This is a genomic window from Photobacterium sp. R1 (genome assembly GCF_054600795.1).
The window spans coordinates 1-267 of sequence record NZ_BAAHZP010000599.1 but is presented as its reverse complement, the minus strand read 5'-3'; the positions used below and the strand labels follow the sequence as shown (position 1 = coordinate 267).

At 55.4% G+C, this 267-nt stretch carries 1 protein-coding gene; it reads left to right on the top strand.

What is annotated here, in order from left to right; translation table 11 throughout:
- Positions 1 to 267: D-alanyl-D-alanine carboxypeptidase (locus ACYP03_RS26445; RefSeq protein ID WP_459782732.1), on the top strand; the 267-nt coding region annotated here is incomplete at both ends.

Below are 267 nucleotides of genomic sequence, written 5' to 3'. Positions count from 1 at the left end.
CCGGGCGGTACTGGCCGACGGTTCTGGCCTATCCCGGGACAACCGCATCATGGCCAGCGATATGATGAAAGTAATGGCTTACATCTATCAGCATAATGACAGCCTGAACCTGCTTGCTGACTTACCTATTTCTGGCGAAACAGGCACCCTGCGTTACCGCCAGAGTATCCGGCATGAGCCGCTGAAAACTCGGCTGGCGGCGAAGTCAGGCTCTCTCTACGGCACTTTTAATTTAGCCGGCGTGATGACTGCCAAGTCCGGCAAACC